Here is a 19986-nt window from a genome sequence, read left to right as displayed (position 1 = left end):
CCGGGCGGAGCCATGCTGAAGACCATAGCCATCCGACTTGTGGAAGCATTCTTCGCCCTGCTTCTGATGAGCGTCGTGATTTTCCTGCTGACCCGCCTGACCGGCGACCCAGTGGCGCTGTTGCTGGGTGACGGGGCGACCGAGGCCGACAAGATCGCCCTGACCCGTCAGCTTGGCCTCGACCAGCCATTGCCCGTGCAGTACCTCCGCTTCCTCGCCGACGTCACGTCAGGCGATTTCGGCCGTTCCCTTGCCGCCGGCAACGAGCCGGCGCTGGGCCTGGTGCTTTCACGGCTGCCCGCTTCGCTTTCGCTCGCTGGCGTCGCCCTGGCATTCACGCTCGCCATCGGCATCGTGTTCGGCGTCTTCGCTGCTATCTCGCGTGGCTCAGCAGTTGATGTTATCGCGCGCCTCGTCGCGCTGGTCGGCCAGTCGGTGCCGAGTTTCTGGCTCGGCATCGTGCTCATGTACGTGTTCGCGGTAAAGCTGCGCTGGCTGCCGACCTCCGGCTATGGCGGATGGCAGCACTACGTCCTGCCCGCCTTGACGCTCGGCCTGTTCACCCTGGCCGCGATCACCCGGCTGGTGCGATCCAGCATGCTCGAGGCGCTCGGCAGCGAGTATATCAAGCTGGCGCGCATCAAGGGCCTGCCCGAGACGGTCGTGGTGTGGAAGCATGCGCTCGCCAATAGCCTCATTCCCGTGATCACATTCATGGGCACCTTCTTCGCCGTGATGATCACCGGTGCCGTCATCGTGGAGACGGTGTTCGCGTGGCCCGGCATCGGCCGGCTCGCCTATGAATCGATCCTCTCGCGCGACTTTCCGGTGGTGCAGGCCGTCGTGCTGGTGACGACCGCGCTGTTCATCTTCGCCAACCTGCTCGTCGACGTGCTCTACATCATCGTCGACCCCAGAATGCGGAGCCGCGGATGACCTCGCTGCCGGTCTCCGTGCGCGTCGCGCTCATCCTGCTGCTGCTGTTCGTGGTCGTGGCGCTGCTCGGACCCTTCATCGCGCCGCATGATCCCCTGGCGGGCTCCCTGCGGGCGCGGCTCTTGCCGCCGGCCTGGCAGGAAGGCGGCGACTGGGCCTACCTTCTCGGAACCGACAGGCTCGGACGCGACGTGCTGTCCCGGATCATCGCCGGCGCCAGGATTTCGCTCACGGTCTGCGTCATCGTGATCGCGATCGCCGGCACGATCGGGACACTGATCGGCACCATCGCCGGGTATTTCGGTGGCTGGACGGACAGGATGCTCATGCGGCTTGTCGACCTCGCGCTGTCTTTCCCGGTCATCCTGCTGGCACTGCTGATCGGAGCGATCAGCGGGCCAAGTTTCGCCAACATCGTCATCGTGATCTCGCTGGTGCTGTGGAGCCAGTATGCCCGTATGGCACGGGGCGAGACCCTGAAGATCCGCAACGAGGACTATGTCGACCTCGCGCGAACCTCGGGGCTGTCGGATATGCGCATCATCACGCGCCACATACTGCCCAATATCGCGCCGCCGCTGATCGTCATTGCCACGCTTCAGGTCGGCATCGTCATCGTGCTGGAAGCGTCGTTGAGCTTCCTTGGTGTCGGCGTGCCGCCTCCCAATCCATCCTGGGGCTCGATGGTCGCCGACGGGCGCTCCTACATCGTCACCGCCTGGTGGCTGTGCATGCTGCCGGGGCTCGCGATCCTGCTGACGGTGATGTCGATCAATATCGTCGGCGATGCCCTTGCCGACCGCATCAACCCTGCCCTGAGAGGGAGGAACCTGTGACGTTCCCGGCATCCATCCGTGAGGCGTCTTCGCCCTCCCCGCTGCTGTCGGTCGAGGACCTGACGGTGCGTGTGGGGCCGGAACCGGACGCCCCGGCGCTGATCGAGAACGTGTCGCTGTCAATCGCTCCCGGCGAGACACTCGGGCTCGTCGGCGAGAGCGGATCTGGGAAGACGACCACCGGCATGGCGATCATGCGCCTCCTGCCCCAGGCACTCGACAGGGGCATGCACGGCCGCATCCTCTATCAGGGCGACGATGTCGCCGCGATGGACGCAAAGCAGCTGTCGGGGGTTCGCGGCGGGGAGATCTCGATGATCCTGCAGGACCCGATGGCCTCGCTCAATCCGGTATTCTCGATTGGAAGCCAGCTCAAGGAGGGGCTGCGCCGCCACGCGACCGGCGAAGGCAGCCTGCACGAGCGCGCGGTCAGGGCGCTGGACGATGTGCGCATCCCGTCGCCGGAGGCCAGACTCGCGAACTTCCCCCACCAGATGAGCGGTGGCATGCGCCAGCGCGTCGTCGGCGCGATTTCGCTGGCGCGTGCGCCCAAACTGCTCATCGCTGACGAGCCGACCACATCGCTCGACGTCACAATCCAGTATCAGTTCCTCGAACTGCTCAAGGCTCTGCAGCAGCGGCTCGGCATGGCGATGCTGTTCATCACCCATGATTTCGGGGTCGTCGCCAGAATGTGCGACCGAGTGGCGGTGATGTATGCGGGTCAGATCGTCGAGGAGGGTCCGGTGCGCGACATCTTCCGAAGGCCGGCTCATTGGTACACGCGAGCCCTGCTCGACAGCGTGCCGACGGTCAACTCCAGCCTTGAAAGGCTGCCGACCATTCCCGGCTCACCTCCGCATGTCGGCGCCCGCCCGCAAGGGTGCCGCTTCCATCCCCGCTGTGCGAACGCGCAAGCCCGATGCCAGGAGCCCCCGCCGATCACTGGCGCCGGCACGGGCCGCGCCGTGCGCTGCTGGTTTCCGCTCGACAGCGAGAGGACCATCGCATGAGCGCCCCGATCCTGTCCGCCGAGGGCATCGGCCGCGTCTTTTCGGTGAGGCATCACGGGCGCCAGCATAGCCTGCACGCGGTGACCGATGTCGCGCTGGCGTTGCAGCCGGGCCGCACACTCGGCGTCGTTGGCGAATCCGGTTGCGGCAAGACCACGTTGAACCGCATGCTCCTGATGCTCGACACGCCGACGACCGGGACGGTCCGCTTTGGCGGGACGCCGCTTGCCGAACTGTCGAAGGCGCAGCGCCAGGAATTTCGGCGCGCCGTGCAGCCGGTATTCCAGAATCCGTTCTCGTCGCTTGATCCGCGTATGTGGGTCGGCGGCATCGTCGCCGAACCGCTGTCCACGATCCCCGGCCTCACCCGCAAGGACATCGACCAGCGCGTCGGCGAAGTACTGGAGGCGGTCGGGTTGCGGGCGGCGGATGCTAAGCGCTTTCCGAGCGAGTTTTCCGGCGGCCAGCGCCAACGCATCGCGATCGCCCGTGCCATTGCCTCGCGGCCGAGGGTGCTGATGCTCGACGAGCCGGTGTCGTCGCAGGACATTTCCATCCGGGCGCAGATCCTCAACCTCCTGAAGGACCTGCAGGACGAATACGGCCTCGGCTGCGTCTTCATCTCGCATGACCTCGCCACAGTGCGCTTCATGGCGCATGAAGTGATCGTGATGTATTTAGGCCGCGTCATAGAACGCGGCGCGGCGGCTGCGATATGCACGGCGCCAAGCCACCCCTATACCAAGGCGCTCCTGGCGGCCGCGCTGCCACCGGACCCGGACGCGCCGCCGCCCGAACTGCCGCCTCGTGGCGAACTGCCTAGCCCGCTCGTTCCGCCGGGCGGCTGCGCGTATCATACACGCTGTCCGCTGGCGATGGAGGTCTGCGCCCGCATTCGGCCGGCAGATCTGGCGGCGCCGCATGGCGGCAGCGCCGCATGCCATCTTCTCGATCCGGAACTGGCGCAGTGACTGGCGTCATCGAGTTCGTCGCGGTGGGCGACGTCGCGCCCGACAGGGAAACGCCGGCGACGATTTTCGACCGTGTACGCGCACGTCTGCAGCGCGCCGACCTCGGCTTCTGCCAGCTTGAGGTTAACCTCACCACGCGCGGCGTACGGCTGCCGCAGGCACGCCATACCATGCGCGGCGATCCGGCGATCGCAGACGCGCTCGTCGATGCCGGGCTTGAGGTCGTTTCCTTTGCCGGCAACCACTGCATGGACTGGGGAACCGACGGCCTTGCCGATACACTCATGCACTTGGAGCGCGCTGGCGCGGTTCAGGTGGGGACCGGGCCGTCTATCGCGCAAGCAAGGAGCCCGGCGATCGTCGAGCGCAACGGCGTGCGCGTTGCCATCGTCGCGGTCAACTCGATCCTGCCGATGAATTACTGGGCCGAGGACAACCGCGCCGGCTGCGCCCCGATGCGGGCGTTCACGGTCTACGAGCAGGTTGAGCACGACCAGCCGGGAACGCCGGCACGCATCCACACCTACTCGCACCGTCCCGACCTCGACGCGCTGCTTCAGTCGATCCGGGACGCGCGGAGGCAAGCCGACATCGTCATCCTGTCGCACCATGCCGGCATCCACTTCACGCCGGCGATCGTACCCGACTATCAGCGAGAGGTGGCGCATGCCGCCATCGACGCCGGCGCCGACCTGGTCCTCGGGCATCATGCGCATATCCTCAAGGGGATAGAGGTCTACAAAGGCAAGGTGATCGCGCATTCCCTGGCCAATTTTGCCATCGACCTGCGCATGGACGAAGCCCATGCGCAATCGAAGGGTTTTCGCGAAATCCAGAAGCTCAATCCCGACTGGGTGCCTGATTTTGGGAGCCGCTACAATTTCCCGCCGGATTCCGCGATGAGCATGATGGTCGAAGCCCGCCTGTCGAAGCAGGGCGTCAGCGACTTGCGCTTCGTGCCGGTCTGGATCGACCGCGACGCCGATCCCAAGATCGTGGCCGCCGGCGACGACCGCTTTGGCAGGATTCACGGTTACCTGCAGGCGATCACTGATGAAGCCGAACTCGGCTCGCGCATCGTGGCCGACGGGGACGTGCTGCGCGTCGAAGCAGCAGGATGAGCCTCACACGCGCCCTCGCCGAGGCGCTGCACGCCGTTACCTACGACGATCTCGACGCGTTCACGATTCGCGCCGTGAAAGTCTGTCTCGCCGACGGGCTTGCCTGCATGGTGGCCGGGCGCGGGGAAGACGATGGCGCTGAGGCTTTGATCCGACACGCCACGTCGATGGCGCCCGGAAACTGCTCGGTCATAGGCGAGGGCGGTGGCTATCTACCCGGCGCGGCCGCGCTTGCCAATGGCGCCCTCGCCCATGTGCTCGATTTCGAGGACACGTTCGAGGAAGGAAAGATCCACCCCAACGCCTCCGTCATTCCCACGGTGCTGGCGCTCGCGCAACATTTCGGCAGCGACGGCAGGTCGATGATCGCCGCATTGGCGGTCGGCTGCGAGGTGGCGTGCCGGCTTTCGCTCGCCCTGCGCGGTGACCCTGCGCGGCGAGGCTGGTACCATCCACCGATGCTGAGCGGCATCGGCGCGGCCGCCGCTGGCGCCCATCTCGCCGGGCTTTCGCCGATCGGGATAATAGATGCGATCGGCTTGGCGGCCTGCCAGTTCAAGCTCGACGACGAACTCAAGCGTAGCCCGGCCTCCAGCCTGCGCGCCATGCGGGACGGGCTCGCGGCACGTGCGGCGGTCGAGGGCGTCCTGATGGCCAAGGCGGTTGTGCGCGCGGTCGAGGAGCCGCTCGAGGGACCAAGCGGCCTGGCGATGCAATTGACCGGTTTGCCCCTCGATCACGGGGCGATGCTCGATGGCTTCGGATCGAGCTTTCATGCTGCTTCCGTCGGCATCAAGCGCTGGCCCTCGTGCCGGGGCACCCATGGCGCGATAGCCGCCGCGCAGGAGTTGCTGCGCAGCGGGGTCGAAGCCGACGACATCGCCAGCATCGACGCCGTCGTCGCGCCGCCCAACGACATGCTGTTCGAACCGCGCGCGCAGCGCCTGCGACCGCAAACGGCAATCGATGCCAAGTTCTCGGTCCCCTTCGTGTTCGCGGCAGCCATGACCCACGGCTCCGTCGGACTGGGGAATTTCGACGAGGCGGCGCGGAATGACCAGCAAGTGCTGGACTTGGCCGGAAAGGTGAAACTCACACGGGTCGATGATACCATGTCGGGCGAGGGCATTTATTCAGCGACCCTGTTTGGCGGTAGGCGGGTGGACGTGCCCGTGGCAACGCTGCCGGTATGGCGCGCGGGATCGATCGATCCCGATGACTTTCAAGCCAAGCTGACCGCCTGTCTGGAGCGCGCAAGGAAGCCGCTGACGTCCCACGCGCTCCGTGAGGCTGTCGATGGGCTTGAAATGACCGGCGCGGAAACGTTCGCGCCGCTGATCTGAGCCCCGCCTGATAGCTGCCAGAGCCGTCAGTAACCGCTCCGCCGCCTTACCATCTGAGCAGCTTCCAGCCGAGCAACGCCCCGGCGCCGACCACGATCAGCGTTGCGAGCGGATACCAGGTCATCACGAAAAACGGGCTGTCGTCGGTGCAGTTCAGCGCGTAGAAGGTTCCGCCGAGCCCCGCCGCCGAAAGGCCGGCGATGGCGCCCGAAAGTACCGGTCGGGTCGGCGCACCCTGCCGCAGAGCCCAGATGAAGACCAGCAGCGGGGCTGCCGACATCAGGGGCAGGACGGTGAGGCAGTCCAGCGCATTGGTGCCGACAAGCTGATCGCGCCAGAGATCCACCGGAAGCAGGATCATCTCGGCAAGCACCGCTGCGGCGAGAATGGCCGGCGCGGCGAGCAGCGCCAAAGCGTAGCGCTCCAGCCGCACACCTGGCCGCATCAGCCGGAAGAGCGCCGCGAAGCCCGAGGCGAACAGAATTCCGGTGATGAAGGGCTTCAGCAGGAAGCGCGGTGTCTCGAGCGCGGAAGCGATATCGGAGCGTGGACCGACAAAGACGACGAACGCCAGCAGCACAGCGGCAAGGCCTACGGCGCCGGCGGTAAGCCACATTGCCCGCACGCCGCTTTCACGGGGCTGCACGTCCTGCGCCAGCGCGGCGATCAGCTTTTCCGTTTCCATGTCAGTTGCCCTCCCGAACACGCAATGCGGCCAGCCGTCTCAGGCCCCGGTGCAAGGCGACGCGAACGGCTCCGTCGCTCATCGCCATGCGCCTGGCCACAGCCGATATGTCCTCGCCTTCGAGCCCGACAGCCTTCACGATCGCGCCGGACTTGCCCTCAAGGCGCTCGACAGAGCGCTCAAGGTCGGTGCGAAGTGTCGGATCCTCGTTGCCCGGGGCGGCGAGATGCTCCGCAACCGCGTCGATGTCGACCCTTTCTGCCGTCCGCCCGCGCCTGCGCATGTAGTCGATCGCCTTGTATCGCGTGATCGCCCTGATCCATGGACCGATCGGTTCATCCTCGCGCCATGTATGGCGCTTGAGGTGCATTGCCAGCATGGCCTCCTGCACGATGTCTTCCGGGTCGTCGCCACGGCCCCCGGCGCGTTCGAGTTCTCGCCGCGCGATCTGCCGCAGCATCGGCAGCGCAGCTCTCAGGAAGGCGGCATAGGCCGGGGCCTCGCCACCATTGGCACGCCGCATCAGGCCCGCCAGCGTCTCCTCGTCGAACTGCGCCATTGATTGCCTTTTCGTCACGCCCGTCCGTTTCGTTACACCCGGACGCGGTTTCACATGAACAACACGAAGCCGTGATGACGTAACATCCGTGGCAGCCGCTCCGAATGGACTTGTGACGCGCACATTTGGTGTCGTCCAGTTCCAAGAGGAGAAACTATCATGAAGCCAGAACTCCGCATTCTCATCGCCGCCGGCTCGCTCACCGCCGCAATGGCGCTTTCCGCCACGCCGTCGCTTGCCCAGGACGACATGGAGAAGTGCTACGGCGTCTCGCTTGCCGGCGAGAACGACTGTGCGGCCGGTCCCGGCACCACATGCGCCGGCACGTCCACCATGGACTACCAGGGAAATGCCTGGAAGCTGGTCCCCGCCGGCACCTGCGCCGAGATCGACACCCCGATGGGCATGGGATCGCTCGAGCCGATCGAGCGTGAATCCTGACATCAACAGGCGCTGCCGTTAGCGGCAGCGCCATTCACACAGGTGTCTGCACATGACCCCTTCAGATCTTCCCGCCGGTGTCGGCGTCGGCTTCAAGAGCCGCCATTTCGCCGACATCCTGACGACCCGGCCAACCCTCGCCTTCCTGGAAGTCCATGCCGAGAACCTCATGGGCGCGGGCGGTCCCGTCCATGCCCAGCTCGGCCGGCTTGCGCAGGACTACGCGCTTTCGATCCACGGCGTCGGGCTCAATATCGGCGCGCCGCAACCGCTCGACCGCACGCATCTCTCTCGCATCCGGCACGTCTGCGAGCGCTACCAGGCGGCGAGCTTCTCCGAGCATCTCGCCTGGTCGAGCCATGGCGAGAACTATTTCGCCGACCTGCTGCCCCTGCCTTACACGCAAGCTACGCTGGACGGCGTGTGCGACCACATCGACGCGGTTCAGGAGGCGCTTGGCCGGCAGATGCTGCTCGAAAATCCGTCGACCTATGTCGACTTCGAAGGAAGCACGATCGAGGAGACCGCCTTCCTGGGAGAAATCGTGCGCCGCACCGGTTGCGGCCTTCTGCTCGACATCAACAATGTCTTCGTTTCGAGCGTCAATCACGACCGTTCCGCGCGTGACTATCTCGCCACCTTCCCGCTTCACGCAGTGCGGGAGATCCATCTCGGCGGCCACCACGAGGACGCGCTGTCGGACGGCACGCCGTTGCTGATCGACTCGCACTCCGCCGCCGTGGCCGATCCGGTGTGGCAACTCTACGCCGATGTCGTCGCCGCAAGCGGACCTGTCCCGACGCTGATCGAATGGGACAACGACGTGCCGGAATGGGCGGTGCTTTATGCCGATGTCCGTCGGGCGCAGGCCCTCGCCGCGCGCATCGCCGTCATGTCGCCGAACGCCGCGCGGGAGACCACCCATGACGCGTGAGGCGGACTTTCAGTCGTCCTTCGCCGCCGCTGTCGCCGATCCGGGCGCCGCGACGCCGGCAAGGCTGTTCCGAGACCTGCCGGGCCAGCGCGACGAGCGGTTCTCGGTCTATCGCAACAATGTCATATCCGGGTTGATCGACGCGCTCGCAGGCAGCTTTCCGGTCGTCCAGCGCCTCGTCGGTGTCGCCTTCTTCAGGGCGATGGCGCGCGAATATGTCGTCGGATGCCCGCCGAGGTCTCCGGTCCTGATGCATTACGGCGACCGCTTGCCGGCCTTCATCGCCGGCTTTCCTCCGGCGGCGGGACTGCCTTATCTCGGCGATGTAGCCGCGCTGGAGGCGGCACGCATCCGTGCCTACCACGCGGCGGACCGACGCGCATTGGCACCCGCCGACGTCGATGCGGCGGGGTCCATCGCACTCCATCCGGCCGCGCAGTTGATCCGTTCGCCGTTCCCGATCCATTCGATCTGGACCGCCAACCAGCCGGGCAGCCAGCCGGTCGCAATCAGTCTCGGGCGCGCGCAAAGCGTTCTGCTGACGCGTCCGGAAATGACCGTCCATTGCCATCTTCTCGAGGACGCCCAGGCGGACATTATCGCCGACCTCACGCGGCAAGACCGTCCACTACTGGCAACAGCCGATCGCATGCCGGCGTATCGCACGCTCGCGGCCATGGGTGCGCTCTGCGACCCTACCGAAGGAGACCATCATGCATGACAATCCCAGCCTCGGCACGGGGCGCGCGGTCACGGTGACCGGGCTGACCCGTACGGCCAACGATCTGTGCGCACGCCTTGCCTACGACCCGATGGCGCTGCTTGCGCGCGCGATCGTCGGCTCCGTCTTCTGGTGGTCGGGCCGCACCAAGGTCGACGGCTTCGCGATCAAGGACCAGACATTCTTTCTGTTCCAGCACGAATACGCGCTGCCATTGATCGACCATCGGCTTGCGGCCTACCTTGCCACCGCCGCCGAGCACGTCTTGCCGATCCTGCTCATTGCCGGTCTGGCCACGCGGTTCTCTGCACTCGCGCTTCTGCTCATGACCGCCACGATCCAGATCTTCGTCTATCCGGAAGCCTGGCAGACCCATGGGCTCTGGGCCGTTTGCCTGTTGATGCTGGTGAAGTTCGGGCCGGGCCGCTGGTCCCTCGATCACGCGATCGCACGACGAACGCCATCGCCTTGAGCGTGCAAGACAACCCATGTCGACGCGGCATCCGCCGCGTTCACGTCGATATTCTTCAAGGGAAAGTGGTGCCCAGGAGAGGACTCGAACCTCCACGCCTCGCGGCACACGGACCTGAACCGTGCGCGTCTACCAATTCCGCCACCTGGGCTAGATGACCGCGTGTCCCTGAGGGCAGGCTGAAAGCCGGCCCGGTTACGCGTGGTGCGCCGCCGATGTAAGCGGGCGCACCGATGGTGTCAATGACAATCTCGCGACAAAGCTCAGCCTTCGAGGATTTCCTTCGAAGCCACGGTGGAGTCGGCATTCAGCCGGTAGACGATCGGCACGCCGGTGCCCAGTTCCACCTTCACCACCTCTTCGCCGGTCATGCCGTCCAGCGCCATGATCAGCGCCCGCAGCGAGTTGCCGTGGGCGGCGACCAGTACCGTCTCGCCGCGCAGCACATGCGGCTGGATGTCATGCATGTAGTAGGGCCAGACGCGTGCGCCGGTGTCGCGCAGGCTCTCGCCGCCGGGCGGCGGCACGTCGTAGGAACGGCGCCACACATGCACCTGTTCCTCGCCCCACTTGGCGCGGGCATCGTCCTTGTTGAGGCCGGAGAGATCGCCGTAGTCGCGCTCGTTGAGCGCCACGTCCCGGATGGTTTCCAGATCGGCCTGGCCGACGGCCTGAAGGATGTGGTCGCAGGTCACCTGGGCACGCGTCAGCACCGAGGTATAGGCAATGTCGAAGCGGAAGCCTCGCTCCGCAAGCTTGGCGCCGGCGGCCTTGGCCTCGGCATGCCCCTGCTCCGTGAGGCCGGGATCGCGCCAGCCGGTGAACAGGTTCTTGAGATTCCATTCGCTCTGGCCGTGACGGACGAGAACCAGCGTTCCGGACATGGGATACTCCTCGTTGTGTCTGGATGAATTCAGGCGCCGAGACCGAGCACGTCGCGCATCGAATAGAGCCCCGGCTTGCGTGCATGCGCCCATAGGGCTGCCTTGACGGCGCCACGCGCGAACAGCGCCCTGTCTTCGGCGTGGTGAGACAGGACGATGCGCTCGCCGGGGCCCGCAAGGATGATGGAGTGGTCGCCGACGACCGAGCCGCCACGCAGCGTGGCAAAGCCGATCGCGCCTTCCTCGCGGGGCCCGGTATGGCCGTCGCGCACGCGCACGGCATTGTCGGCAAGGTCGATCCCGCGGCCGGTGGCCGCCGCCTGGCCGAGAAGCAGCGCCGTGCCCGATGGCGCGTCGACCTTGTGGCGATGGTGCATCTCGAGCACCTCGATGTCGAAATCGGCAGCGTCGAGCGCGCGTGCCGCCTGTTCCACCAGCACGGCGAGCAGGTTGACGCCGAGGCTCATATTGCCGGACTTGACGATGGGGGCGTGGCGCGCGGCCGCCGCTATCCTGGCGTCGTCCTCTGGAGAACACCCCGTCGTGCCGATCACGTGGGCGATGCGCGCCTGTGCGGCATAGCCGGAAAACTGCACGGTGGCGGCTGGCGCAGTGAAGTCGAGCACGCCGTCGGCCGACGCAAAGGCCTGCAGCGGATCGTCAGAGATCGACACCCCGAGCTTGCCGACGCCGGCGAGTTCGCCCGCATCCTGGCCGACGAAGGCCGAACCCTCGCGCTCGACGGCGCCGCAAAGTTCCGCCCCCGGCGCCTCGTGGATGGCGCGGATCAAAGTGCGGCCCATCCGGCCCGCTGCCCCCACGACGACCAGACCCATGCTCACGGCGCGTCCCCCTGCGTTTCGCTCAGCAAGCCCGCCCCGCCCGGGCGATGTTCCGCCTGCAGGCTGTAGAAGCGCGCATAGATGCCGGCGGGGCTTTCCAGAAGCCGCGCATGCGTGCCTTCCTCGACCACGCGTCCGGCCTCCATCACCACGATATGATCGGCCTTCACGACTGTCGACAGCCGATGTGCGATGACGATGGTGGTGCGGCCCTGCATCACCGTCTCCAAAGCCTGCTGGACGAGCGATTCCGATTCCGTGTCCAGCGCCGAGGTCGCCTCGTCGAGCAGCAGGATCGGTGCGTTACGCACGATGGCGCGGGCGATAGACAGGCGCTGGCGCTGGCCGCCGGAAAGCGTGACACCGTTCTCTCCCACTAGCGTCGCATAGCCGTCCGGCATATGGCGGATGAACTCTTCTGCATGGGCGAGCCTTGCGGCTTCCTCGACCTCGGCGTCGGTCGCGTCAGGCCTGCCGTAGCGGATGTTGTCGCGCACCGAGCCCTCGAAGAGATAGGGCTGCTGCGAGACATAGGCGATGCGGGCACGCAGCGACGCCTTGGTCACACGCGCAATGTCCTGGCCGTCGATGCGGATCGTTCCCGAGGTGAGGTCGTAGAAGCGCTGGATCAACCCGACGATCGTCGACTTTCCGGCGCCCGAACTGCCGACGATGGCGGTCGTCTTTCCCGCCTCCGCGCGGAAGCTCACCGCGCGCAGCACCGGTTGGCCCGGGTGGTAATCGAACGACACCTCGTCGAAGACGACGTCGCCTCCGGAGACGTCGAGGACGCCGGCCCCGTCGCGGTCACGCTGGCGCGGCTCGATGTCCAGCAATTCGTAGATCATGCGGGCGTTGACCAGCGCCTTTTCCAGGTTGACCTGGACGCGGGCGAGCTTGCGTGCCGGGTCGTAGGCCAACAGCAGTGCGGTGATGAAGGCGAAAACCGAGCCGGGCGGCGTGCCTTCGGTCGAAGAACGGTATGCGGCATAAGCGATCACGCCTGCAATGGCGAAACCCGCCAGCGTCTCCGAGATCGGCGTGACGCGCTCCGATACGGTGGCGATCTTGTTGGCGCGCTGCTCGGCTTCCTGTATCAGCGTCTTCATCCGGCGGGAGAGCTGCTCTTCCATCGTGAATGCCTTGACCACGGCGATGCCTTGGGTGGTCTCCTGCATGGCCCCGACGAGCCGGGCGTTCACCTCGACCGCCTGGCGCGCGACGCGGCGCAGCCGGCGCATGATACGGTTGACGGCGTAGATCAGCGGCGGGCCGATGAGCAGCGCGATGAGTGACAGCATCGGATCGAGCGCGATCATCGCTGCCACCAGCGCGACCAGCAGCACCGCGTCGCCGGCGATCGACTTCAGCGTCATGCTCAGCATCTCGCGCACGCCGAGCACGTTTTCGTTGATCTGGGCCGCGAGGCGCCCCGAGCGCTGCTCGGTGTAGAAGTCGAGCCCCAGCCGCATCAGGTGGTCGAAGATGCGCTGCTGGTAGCGGGCGACGAGATTGTTGCCGATGCGGGCGAGAATGACCGCCTGGCCATAGGTGGCAAGCCCGCGGATGACGAAGACGGTGGCGATCGCGCCGCAGATCCAGGGGATCAGCGCATATTGCTCGCGATAGAACACGTCGTCGATCAGGGGGCGCATCACCCAGGGGATGAAGGCGGTTGCCGCTGCTACGGCGAGCAGGCAGGCGATCGCGGCTGCATAGAGGCCGGTATAGTCGCGTGCGTTTTCCGAAAGAACGCGCTTGAGCACGGGCAGGATGTCCCCCCGTTCGATCCCCGCCATCCGCCTGTCATTGGCTGAAGCCAAGCCGAATATCCTCACGCTCCGTTCGTCCGCGTGGCTATGCCCTCTCGAGGGCGCGCGCGCAACGCCCATTCACGCGAATTGGCCTGGCCGCCTGGCTCAGTCCCTGATCCAGTGGCGGTCGGAAGTCTCGACCCCAAAACTCTCCGGCGTGCAGGCATAGGCCGCAAGGCCGGTCAGCGCCGCGAGCGGATGGGTGATCACATAGACCGGCATTTCGCGCACCATGGCGCTGTGCGGCGCCTTGTCCTCGAAGGCGGCGCGGAACAGTCCGTTCTTCAGCCAGGGAATGATCTTCTGGGCGATACCGCCGGTCAGGTAGACACCGCCACGGCTCATGAAGACCAGCGCCAGGTCGCCGGCGAGCCGCCCGAGGCAGGTGACGAAGATGTTGAGCGCCTCGACCGCCGTCGCGTCGCTGCCGTCCAGCGCGGCGGTGGTGATCTCGGCCGGCGTGGTGAAGCGCGGTGGCACGCCGTCGGCGGTGGCGACCGCGCGGTAGAGGTTCACCAGCCCGCGTCCGCACAGGATCTGTTCGGCGGAAATGCGCCCCTCGATGCGCTCGATATGCGGGAACACCTCGAAATCGCGTGCGCTGCGCGGGCCTATGTCGACGTGTCCGCCTTCGCCCGGCACCGGTATCCATATGTTGCGCGAATGGACGAGCCCGGCAACGCCAAGGCCGGTGCCGGGTCCCAGAACCACCTTGCCCATGCCGTCCTCGGCTTCACCGCCGCCGATCTTTTCCAGATGTTCCGCGCCCAGAGCCACCACGGCCAACGCCTGTGCCTCGAAATCGTTGAGCACCAGCACTTCGCGCAAGCCCAGTGTTTCGAACATCTGCCTGGGCTTCACCACCCAGTCGCAATTGGTCAACTCGATCTCGTCGCCGTCGACCGGCCCTGCCACGGCCAGCACAGCGGAAAGCGGCAGGATGGACGTCTTGTCGAGGATGGCTTGCTGGATGGCGTCGTCAATCGTCGCGAAGTCGGCGGTGCGGACGGTCGGGAACTCTTTCGGGGCCGCATAGGCGTCGACGAGGATGGCAAAGCGGGCATTGGTGCCGCCGATATCGCCGATCAGAACGGGAAATTTCAGCATGTCGTCGCGTGGGTCCAGTCTGTTGCGGCCGTCTATCGCGCCTCGTGAACGCCGATGATCATTTCCGCCGTGGCGAGGTTGAGCGCCAGCGGAATATCATAGACGACGGCAAGCCGCATCAAAGCCTTCACGTCGACGTCATGCGGCATCGGGGTCAGCGGATCAACCAGGAAGATCACCATGTCGACGAGGCCCTCGGCGATCAGCGCGCCGATCTGCTGGTCGCCTCCCAATGGGCCGCTCTTGAGCGGACGGACCCGCAGCGCCGGATCGGCTTCGGCGATGCGGCGCCCGGTGGTCCCCGTCGCGACGATGTCGCAAAGCGCGAGGACTGTCGCATGGGCGGCGCAGAAGGCGACGAGGTCATCCTTCTTGGCATCGTGCGCGATGAGGGCGAGCCGTAGACGGTCTGCCACGGGATCACATCCGAATCTGGGTTAAATCGATTTAGAGAAGTCTCTATGGAGAAGCCGCCGCCCTGTCAAGAAACCAGGTCAGTTCGTCGGCCGGGAAAACGGAAGCGGAATGGACCGCTCCGGCGTCGGCGCGTAGGCATTTGCCGAAACGGGCGGCGTGCCCCCGGTGGCCAGCATGCGGCTGCCTCCCGTCACCGTGACGGCAGCCTCGGAGGCCGGCGCGGGTGCGGAGAGCACCGCCGCGCAGGCGGCGGGCAATGCCGACAGCCGCATCACGTCGCGGGCGCGCGGCTGTGCGGGTCCGGTGGCGGGCCTCCACGGTTCTTCAGTGAACCACCACGCAAGTGACGAATCGCAGCCCTCGCTGCGCGGCACCGGGTCCTGCGCACGACAATTGGGAGAACCGGCCGGACAGCCGATACGAATGTGGAAATGGGAGTCATGACCCCAGAACGGCCGAACCTTGCGCAGCCATGAGCGATCGCCCCTGACGGTGTCGCACAGCTTCTTCTTGATGCCGGGGTGCACGAGAATGCGCTCGACGTTTGAATAGTTCGCCGCCCGCTTGAGCACGCCGGCATGCGCAGGTGTCCATTTGCGGTCGTCGACATAAAGCGAATTGGGCTTCAGCATCGAGACGAATTCCATCGATTCGCGCTGCGAGGCCGAAAGCCGCTGATCGGTTGGCATCGGAACGAACCAGATGTCAGCATCGAGACCGATCTGGTGCGAGGCATGGCCGGACAGCATCGGTCCGCCACGCGGCTGCGATATGTCGCCCAGAAGCAGGCCCGGCCAACCATCCTGGGTCGCCTCGCGGGACAGCCGCTCGAGCAGAGCGATCATCTCCGGATGGCCCCAGCGGCGATTGCGCGACAGACGCATCGCCTGCCAGTTGGGGCCATCGACCGCCATGGCGAGGCCGCCCGAAAAGCAGCCCTTGGAATAGAATCCGTGTGCGGCGGCACGTGTCGCCGCCGGCAGGTGGTGCGAACCGAAGGCATCCTTGGCAAGCGGGTCCGCGCTCACGGGCGCAACCCCGAGTATCGTGGCGACGCCGATCATCGCCGATAGAAGGCGCCGCATGGCCGCTGAAAGTCTCATTCCGTGTCTCCGAATGACGGAACCCGCGCCCCCGCACCAACATGGGCGCAGCAAGGTTAACCGAATCCTAACCGTTCAGAACGGCGCCGTCGATTGTGCATCCGCCCAGGTTCCATTTCGCCACAGCGCGTCGAGCGCTGTGCGATAGTCAGGGAACCGGAAGCGATAGCCCAGTCCTTTGATGCGGGCATTGGAAACGCGCTTGTTCTCGCCATAGAACGAGCGCGCCATTGGCGTCATCTCGGCGTCGTCGAAGGCGATTTCGGGCGGCGGCGGCACGCCCATCAGCGCGGCCGCATGGGCGACGACATCTTGTGGCGGCGCCGGTTCGTCATCGGTGATGTTGAAGACGCCGCCGGTCTCTTGCTTGGCAAGCAGCATCGCCGCGCCGGCAATGTCGTCGACATGGATCCTGTTGAAGACCTGGTCCGGCTTGATGATACGGCGCGCGGTTCCCTTTTGGAGATTGACCAGCGCGTTGCGTCCGGGACCGTAGATGCCGGATAGGCGCAGGATCGCCACCGGCTTGCTTAATGTCTCGCCAAGCGCGAGCCATTGCCGTTCGGCGTCGTCACGCTGGCGCGACCGCCGCGACACCGGCCGGCATTCGCTCTGTTCGTCCACCCATTCGCCGCCATGGTCGCCGTAGACGCCGACCGTGGAGAGATAGCCGATCCAGCGCAGCGCCGGCATCGACCGGGCAATGATGTCTTCGGCGGCGGCCAGAACCGGGTCGGCTTCTCCCGGCGCGATCGCGACGACCAGATGCGTCGTTCCCGCCAGTTCGGCCAGCATTTCCGCCGAGGGTGCGCTGCCATCGAACAGGAAAGGACGGATTCCGATCTGCGGCAGGACTTTTGCATTCTCCGGCGAGCGGGTTGTACCCGCCACGGCGTGGCCGCCGGCCAGTGCCTCGCGGGCGATCGCGCGGCCGGAATATCCGGCCCCGAAGATGAACAGTCGCATTGTCATGAATGGTCTCCGGCCAGTTCGGCCAACGCTGCATCGCGTTCAAGGGCGACGTCGTCATCCTCGTCCTGCGGCAGGTTTGCGATCATCCGGCGCAATGCGTCAGCCTCGACGAGTTTCGACAGAGCCCAGATCGCCGCACCGCGAACGACCGGCGAAGGATCGCCAAGGAGTGCTCCGACACCAGGTTCAAGCGATGGGTCATTCGAGTTCCCGGCAGCAATCAGCACGTTTCGGATGAAGCGGTCGCGACCGATGCGCTTGACCGGAGAACCGGAAAACAGCGCACGGAACGCGGTATCGTCGAGCGCGAGGAGATCACCGATCTTCGGCTCGCGCAGATCGGCGCGCGCGACGAGCTTTGCTTCGGAGGCGCTGCGGGCGAACTTGTTCCAGGGGCATGCGGCGAGGCAATCGTCGCACCCATAGATGCGGTTTCCGATCGCGGCCCGGAACTCGCGCGGAATAGGGCCCTTGTTCTCGATCGTCAGATACGAGATGCAGCGCCGCGCATCGAGCTGGTAGGGGGCGGGAAATGCGTCCGTGGGGCAGATGTCGAGACAGGCGCGGCACGATCCGCAGTGGTCGCTTTCGGCCTCGTCAGGAGCCAGCTCGGCGGTGGTGAAGATCGAGCCGAGAAACAGCCACGAACCGAATTCGCGGCTGACGAGATTGGTGTGCTTGCCCTGCCATCCGATGCCTGCGGCTTCGGCAAGGGGCTTTTCCATCACCGGCGCCGTGTCGACGAAGACCTTCACGTCGGCGCCGCTGCGGGCGGCGAATTTCTGCGCCAGCTCCTTCAGCCTGCCCTTGATCACATCGTGATAGTCGCGATGCCGGGCATAGACCGAGATCGCGGCGCGGTCCTTGTGCTGCAGCAGGTCGAGCGGGTTTTCATCCGGGCCGTAATTCATGCCCAGCATGATGACGGACCGCACCTCGGGCCACAGCGAGCGCGGGTCGCCGCGCCGCTCCAGCGTCTCCGCCAGCCACTCCATCGAGCCGTGCCGTCCTTTTGCGACGTACTCCGCCAGCCGTGCCGAGGCGAGCGGCGTGGCGTCGGGCGAAGCGACCGCGAGCGCGTCGAAGCCGAGCTTGCCCGCTTCGAGGTTCAGCAAATCCCGAAGCCGGTCCTTGGGGACAGGGTTCAGGCCGTGCGTCATCAGAAGTCGAGATCGGCGTAGTGGGAGACGGGCGACAGGCTGCGTACACGATCGGACAGCAGCGTCCGAAACGACGGGCGCGACTTCATGCGCGTGTACCAGTCCTTGGCTGCGGGATAGTCGCTCCAGTGCACCTCGCCGAGATAGTCCAGTACCGACAGCGAGCCTGCCGCGGCCAGATCCGCATAGGTAAGGCGGGAGCCTGCCAGCCAGTTGCGCGTTCCCGCCAGCCAGTTGGTGTATTTCATGTGCTGGCGCACATTGGCCCGCGCCGCGCGGATGGCAGTTGAATCGGGCGATCCGCCGCCGAATTCGCTCCCCATCACCGGCTTGAGGACCCGTTCGCGCACCAGGTGGCGGATGACGTCGGCTTCGGTCTTCACCAAATACCAGTCGACCAGCCGCCGGATTTCGGCGCGCGCAAAGGGATCCTCGGCAAACAGCCGCTTGTCGCGCTTGAGCACGCCGCGCGTCTCGTCGATGTATTCGGCGATCACGGTGGCGCCGACGATCGGCGAATCGCCCTCCGCCAGCAGCACCGGCAGCGTTGCGGCGGGATTGAGCGTCAGGAACTCCTTGCGGCGCTGCCAGGGCTTTTCCTCGATCAGCGCCAGTTCTTCGCCATACTCGCCAAAAGATAGCCGCACGAAGCGGCACGCGGCAAAAAGCGGATGATGGAAGAGGGTCAGCATGGTACCGTCGGAACAGGATGTTCTGGTTTTATTAAGGCCGCGCGATTAAGTCTCTGGCCCGTACCCTTGAGTCAGGGATGCGGCGGTGTCGTCCTATAGGCGTTCATCCGTTAGCTGACAAGCAACCACCTCCTGCGATGGAGATTCAGACATGAGCGATCAGACCATCGTCGGGGCGGCAATCCTCGGCGTGCTAGAGGGTCTGACCGAATTCATACCGGTCTCCTCCACCGCCCATATATTGCTCGCCGGGCAAGTGATGGGCTTTCAGTCAACCGGCAAGGTTTTCGAGGTGGTAATCCAGCTTGGCGCGGTGCTGGCCATCCTCAGCGTCTATTTCGCACGGTTGTGGACGATGCTCGTCAGGCTGCCGTCCGATCGTGGCACGCAGACCTTCGTGCTCGGCATCCTCATCGCATTCCTGCCGGCCGCGATCATCGGTGCGCTGGCGCACGGGTTCATCAAGAACGTGCTGTTCGAAAGCCCGATCCTGATCTGCGTGATGCTCATCCTCGGCGGGTTCATCCTGCTGTGGGTCGACCGCCGCGTGGTGGAGCCGAAATTCACCGATGCGTCGAAATATCCGCTGTCGGTCTATTTCGGCATCGGGCTGTTCCAGTGCATGGCGATGATCCCCGGCACGTCGCGTTCCGGTGCCACCATCGTCGGGGCGCTGCTCCTTGGCGCGGACAAGCGGTCGGCCGCCGAGTTCTCGTTCTTTCTCGCCATGCCGACCATGGCCGGCGCCTTCGCCTTCGATCTCTACCAGAATCGAGGCATCCTCTCGGCGGACGACCTGCCGATCATCGCGACGGGTTTCGTCTTCGCTTTCCTGGCGGCCGTGCTGGTGGTGAGGCGGTTGCTCGATTTCGTCTCACGGCGCGGCTATGCACCCTTCGCCTATTGGCGCATTCTCGTCGGAACCCTGGGGCTCGTGGCGCTGCTGACGCTGCCCTGAACGCG

22 protein-coding genes and 1 tRNA gene are annotated in these 19986 nt (G+C 65.7%); 11 read left to right on the top strand and 12 right to left on the bottom strand.

Going from position 1 to position 19986, the window contains the following annotated elements:
* Positions 1-12 precede the first annotated feature (12 nt).
* Genes AAFN84_RS12350 through AAFN84_RS12325 form a run of 6 tightly spaced genes read left to right on the top strand, consistent with a single transcriptional unit; the run spans position 13 to position 6220 of the window.
* Positions 13-936 (top strand): ABC transporter permease, encoded by a 924-nt coding sequence (locus tag AAFN84_RS12350; protein ID WP_347514848.1) that lies wholly within the window; start codon positions 13-15, stop codon positions 934-936.
* The gene (locus AAFN84_RS12345) at positions 933-1772 is read left to right on the top strand and encodes an ABC transporter permease (RefSeq protein ID WP_347514847.1); all 840 of its coding nucleotides are present in this window, start codon (positions 933-935) and stop codon (positions 1770-1772) included. Before AAFN84_RS12350 ends, AAFN84_RS12345 begins: the two co-directional genes overlap by 4 nt.
* The gene (locus AAFN84_RS12340; protein WP_347514846.1) at positions 1769-2785 is read left to right on the top strand and encodes an ABC transporter ATP-binding protein; all 1017 of its coding nucleotides are present in this window, start codon (positions 1769-1771) and stop codon (positions 2783-2785) included. The genes AAFN84_RS12345 and AAFN84_RS12340 overlap by 4 nt, the downstream gene beginning before the upstream one ends.
* Entirely contained in the window at positions 2782-3756 is a 975-nt protein-coding gene (locus AAFN84_RS12335) for an oligopeptide/dipeptide ABC transporter ATP-binding protein (protein WP_347514845.1), read from the top strand. The genes AAFN84_RS12340 and AAFN84_RS12335 overlap by 4 nt, the downstream gene beginning before the upstream one ends.
* Positions 3753-4877 carry a CapA family protein gene (locus AAFN84_RS12330; RefSeq protein ID WP_347514844.1) on the top strand — a complete coding sequence of 375 codons (1125 nt, stop codon included), beginning with the start codon at positions 3753-3755 and terminating at the stop codon, positions 4875-4877. Before AAFN84_RS12335 ends, AAFN84_RS12330 begins: the two co-directional genes overlap by 4 nt.
* The gene (locus AAFN84_RS12325; protein WP_347514843.1) at positions 4874-6220 is read left to right on the top strand and encodes an MmgE/PrpD family protein; all 1347 of its coding nucleotides are present in this window, start codon (positions 4874-4876) and stop codon (positions 6218-6220) included. Before AAFN84_RS12330 ends, AAFN84_RS12325 begins: the two co-directional genes overlap by 4 nt.
* 46 nt (positions 6221-6266) lie before the next feature.
* On the opposite strand, the gene AAFN84_RS12320 is transcribed toward AAFN84_RS12325, so the two are convergent.
* Both AAFN84_RS12320 and AAFN84_RS12315 read right to left on the bottom strand, forming a co-directional pair.
* The gene (locus AAFN84_RS12320) at positions 6267-6905 is read right to left on the bottom strand and encodes an NrsF family protein (RefSeq protein WP_347514842.1); all 639 of its coding nucleotides are present in this window, start codon (positions 6903-6905) and stop codon (positions 6267-6269) included.
* A 1-nt stretch (position 6906) separates the two neighbouring features.
* Positions 6907-7464 (bottom strand): sigma-70 family RNA polymerase sigma factor, encoded by a 558-nt coding sequence (locus AAFN84_RS12315; protein WP_347514841.1) that lies wholly within the window; start codon positions 7462-7464, stop codon positions 6907-6909.
* A gap of 159 nt (positions 7465-7623) precedes the next feature.
* On the opposite strand from AAFN84_RS12315, the gene AAFN84_RS12310 reads away from it, so the two are divergent.
* The 4 genes from AAFN84_RS12310 to AAFN84_RS12295 are packed head-to-tail and all read left to right on the top strand — an operon-like array spanning position 7624 to position 10032.
* Positions 7624-7905 (top strand): DUF2282 domain-containing protein, encoded by a 282-nt coding sequence (locus AAFN84_RS12310; RefSeq protein ID WP_347514840.1) that lies wholly within the window; start codon positions 7624-7626, stop codon positions 7903-7905.
* 52 nt (positions 7906-7957) lie between these two features.
* Positions 7958-8839: a DUF692 domain-containing protein gene (locus tag AAFN84_RS12305; RefSeq protein WP_347514839.1), complete on the top strand. Its 882-nt coding sequence runs from the start codon at positions 7958-7960 to the stop codon at positions 8837-8839.
* Positions 8829-9560, top strand: a complete 732-nt coding sequence (locus AAFN84_RS12300) for a DNA-binding domain-containing protein (protein WP_347514838.1) — start codon at positions 8829-8831, stop codon at positions 9558-9560. Before AAFN84_RS12305 ends, AAFN84_RS12300 begins: the two co-directional genes overlap by 11 nt.
* A complete protein-coding gene (locus AAFN84_RS12295) occupies positions 9553-10032 on the top strand; it encodes a DoxX family protein (protein WP_347514837.1) in 480 nt (159 codons plus the stop codon). Before AAFN84_RS12300 ends, AAFN84_RS12295 begins: the two co-directional genes overlap by 8 nt.
* Positions 10033-10098: 66 nt before the next feature.
* Here AAFN84_RS12295 and AAFN84_RS12290 read toward each other — a convergent pair.
* The 10 genes from AAFN84_RS12290 to AAFN84_RS12245 all read right to left on the bottom strand — a co-directional run bounded on the left by AAFN84_RS12290 (position 10099) and on the right by AAFN84_RS12245 (position 19023).
* A tRNA-Leu gene (locus AAFN84_RS12290) sits at positions 10099-10183 on the bottom strand.
* A gap of 112 nt (positions 10184-10295) precedes the next feature.
* A complete protein-coding gene (locus tag AAFN84_RS12285; RefSeq protein WP_347514836.1) occupies positions 10296-10916 on the bottom strand; it encodes a 2,3-bisphosphoglycerate-dependent phosphoglycerate mutase in 621 nt (206 codons plus the stop codon).
* Between the two features lie 29 nt (positions 10917-10945).
* Positions 10946-11752: a 4-hydroxy-tetrahydrodipicolinate reductase gene (gene dapB, locus AAFN84_RS12280; protein ID WP_347515126.1), complete on the bottom strand. Its 807-nt coding sequence runs from the start codon at positions 11750-11752 to the stop codon at positions 10946-10948.
* Between the two features lie 2 nt (positions 11753-11754).
* Positions 11755-13557 (bottom strand): ABC transporter ATP-binding protein, encoded by a 1803-nt coding sequence (locus AAFN84_RS12275; RefSeq protein WP_347515125.1) that lies wholly within the window; start codon positions 13555-13557, stop codon positions 11755-11757.
* A 120-nt stretch (positions 13558-13677) separates the two neighbouring features.
* Entirely contained in the window at positions 13678-14679 is a 1002-nt protein-coding gene (locus tag AAFN84_RS12270; RefSeq protein ID WP_347514835.1) for a glucokinase, read from the bottom strand.
* Between the two features lie 32 nt (positions 14680-14711).
* Positions 14712-15095: a methylglyoxal synthase gene (locus AAFN84_RS12265; RefSeq protein WP_347514834.1), complete on the bottom strand. Its 384-nt coding sequence runs from the start codon at positions 15093-15095 to the stop codon at positions 14712-14714.
* A 78-nt stretch (positions 15096-15173) separates the two neighbouring features.
* Positions 15174-16160 carry a penicillin-insensitive murein endopeptidase gene (mepA, locus tag AAFN84_RS12260; RefSeq protein WP_347515124.1) on the bottom strand — a complete coding sequence of 329 codons (987 nt, stop codon included), beginning with the start codon at positions 16158-16160 and terminating at the stop codon, positions 15174-15176.
* 114 nt (positions 16161-16274) lie between these two features.
* A complete protein-coding gene (locus tag AAFN84_RS12255) occupies positions 16275-17171 on the bottom strand; it encodes an SDR family oxidoreductase (RefSeq protein WP_347514833.1) in 897 nt (298 codons plus the stop codon).
* Entirely contained in the window at positions 17168-18331 is a 1164-nt protein-coding gene (queG, locus tag AAFN84_RS12250) for a tRNA epoxyqueuosine(34) reductase QueG (protein ID WP_347514832.1), read from the bottom strand. Before queG ends, AAFN84_RS12255 begins: the two co-directional genes overlap by 4 nt.
* Entirely contained in the window at positions 18331-19023 is a 693-nt protein-coding gene (locus AAFN84_RS12245) for a glutathione S-transferase family protein (RefSeq protein ID WP_347514831.1), read from the bottom strand. Before AAFN84_RS12245 ends, queG begins: the two co-directional genes overlap by 1 nt.
* Positions 19024-19174: 151 nt before the next feature.
* On the opposite strand from AAFN84_RS12245, the gene AAFN84_RS12240 reads away from it, so the two are divergent.
* Complete coding sequence (locus tag AAFN84_RS12240) at positions 19175-19981, top strand: undecaprenyl-diphosphate phosphatase (protein WP_347514830.1); 807 nt, start codon at positions 19175-19177, stop codon at positions 19979-19981.
* The last annotated feature ends 5 nt before the right edge of the window (positions 19982-19986 follow it).

Origin of the sequence: Mesorhizobium sp. CAU 1741 (assembly GCF_039839275.1) — a bacterium.
Taxonomy (GTDB): domain Bacteria; phylum Pseudomonadota; class Alphaproteobacteria; order Rhizobiales; family Rhizobiaceae; genus Aerobium.
This window is presented reverse-complemented; position numbering and strand designations above follow the sequence as displayed.

What these genes read in the sequence shown, in the direction of transcription:
- AAFN84_RS12310 (WP_347514840.1), top strand. Translation starts at nt 7,624, where the DNA reads ATGAAGCCAGAACTCCGCATTCTCATCGCCGCCGGCTCGCTCACCGCC.
- AAFN84_RS12305 (WP_347514839.1), top strand. Translation starts at nt 7,958, where the DNA reads ATGACCCCTTCAGATCTTCCCGCCGGTGTCGGCGTCGGCTTCAAGAGC.
- AAFN84_RS12325 (WP_347514843.1), top strand. Translation starts at nt 4,874, where the DNA reads ATGAGCCTCACACGCGCCCTCGCCGAGGCGCTGCACGCCGTTACCTAC.
- AAFN84_RS12345 (WP_347514847.1), top strand. Translation starts at nt 933, where the DNA reads ATGACCTCGCTGCCGGTCTCCGTGCGCGTCGCGCTCATCCTGCTGCTG.
- AAFN84_RS12240 (WP_347514830.1), top strand. Translation starts at nt 19,175, where the DNA reads ATGAGCGATCAGACCATCGTCGGGGCGGCAATCCTCGGCGTGCTAGAG.
- AAFN84_RS12285 (WP_347514836.1), bottom strand. Translation starts at nt 10,916, where the DNA reads ATGTCCGGAACGCTGGTTCTCGTCCGTCACGGCCAGAGCGAATGGAAT.
- AAFN84_RS12350 (WP_347514848.1), top strand. Translation starts at nt 13, where the DNA reads ATGCTGAAGACCATAGCCATCCGACTTGTGGAAGCATTCTTCGCCCTG.
- AAFN84_RS12275 (WP_347515125.1), bottom strand. Translation starts at nt 13,557, where the DNA reads ATGGCGGGGATCGAACGGGGGGACATCCTGCCCGTGCTCAAGCGCGTT.
- AAFN84_RS12300 (WP_347514838.1), top strand. Translation starts at nt 8,829, where the DNA reads ATGACGCGTGAGGCGGACTTTCAGTCGTCCTTCGCCGCCGCTGTCGCC.
- AAFN84_RS12335 (WP_347514845.1), top strand. Translation starts at nt 2,782, where the DNA reads ATGAGCGCCCCGATCCTGTCCGCCGAGGGCATCGGCCGCGTCTTTTCG.
- AAFN84_RS12295 (WP_347514837.1), top strand. Translation starts at nt 9,553, where the DNA reads ATGCATGACAATCCCAGCCTCGGCACGGGGCGCGCGGTCACGGTGACC.
- AAFN84_RS12320 (WP_347514842.1), bottom strand. Translation starts at nt 6,905, where the DNA reads ATGGAAACGGAAAAGCTGATCGCCGCGCTGGCGCAGGACGTGCAGCCC.
- queG (WP_347514832.1), bottom strand. Translation starts at nt 18,331, where the DNA reads ATGACGCACGGCCTGAACCCTGTCCCCAAGGACCGGCTTCGGGATTTG.
- AAFN84_RS12255 (WP_347514833.1), bottom strand. Translation starts at nt 17,171, where the DNA reads ATGACAATGCGACTGTTCATCTTCGGGGCCGGATATTCCGGCCGCGCG.
- mepA (WP_347515124.1), bottom strand. Translation starts at nt 16,160, where the DNA reads ATGATCGGCGTCGCCACGATACTCGGGGTTGCGCCCGTGAGCGCGGAC.
- dapB (WP_347515126.1), bottom strand. Translation starts at nt 11,752, where the DNA reads ATGGGTCTGGTCGTCGTGGGGGCAGCGGGCCGGATGGGCCGCACTTTG.
- AAFN84_RS12315 (WP_347514841.1), bottom strand. Translation starts at nt 7,464, where the DNA reads ATGGCGCAGTTCGACGAGGAGACGCTGGCGGGCCTGATGCGGCGTGCC.
- AAFN84_RS12245 (WP_347514831.1), bottom strand. Translation starts at nt 19,023, where the DNA reads ATGCTGACCCTCTTCCATCATCCGCTTTTTGCCGCGTGCCGCTTCGTG.
- AAFN84_RS12270 (WP_347514835.1), bottom strand. Translation starts at nt 14,679, where the DNA reads ATGCTGAAATTTCCCGTTCTGATCGGCGATATCGGCGGCACCAATGCC.